General features: G+C 54.5%; 1 protein-coding gene and 1 tRNA gene. Both read right to left on the bottom strand.

Features of this window, described 5'->3' with window-relative positions:
• Positions 1 to 118, bottom strand: a 118-nt coding sequence (locus AC1RPQ_RS08465) for a hypothetical protein (protein WP_481762339.1), incomplete at its 3' end; no start/stop codon positions are given.
• An 18-nt stretch (positions 119 to 136) separates the two neighbouring features.
• Positions 137 to 227: transfer RNA gene (locus AC1RPQ_RS08460), tRNA-Tyr, on the bottom strand.
• Between the last annotated feature and the right edge of the window lie 48 nt (positions 228 to 275).

Below are 275 nucleotides of genomic sequence, written 5' to 3'. Positions count from 1 at the left end.
CCACAACACCACGATCAGAATTGTCTGCCGTACCCGGAATCACGATACCACCAGATGTGGTCTGGTCCGAAATTAGCGGACGGATAACAACCTTGTCGTAGAGAGGCGTAATTGCCATTTAGGATTCCTAAGAAACTGGTGGAGTCGGGATGGATTCGAACCTCCGCGTCCCGCGAGGGGAACGGGCTCTACAGGCCCGCGCCTTCGACCAACTCGGCCACGACTCCAGTGAATTAAAATTGGTGATTGTGGGGGAGACTCGAACAACCACAGCG

The organism is Dellaglioa sp. CoH-57-MRSF-21, from assembly GCF_056781915.1.
Note: the sequence above shows the minus strand (reverse complement) of the source record. Positions and strands in the feature narration are given on the sequence as shown.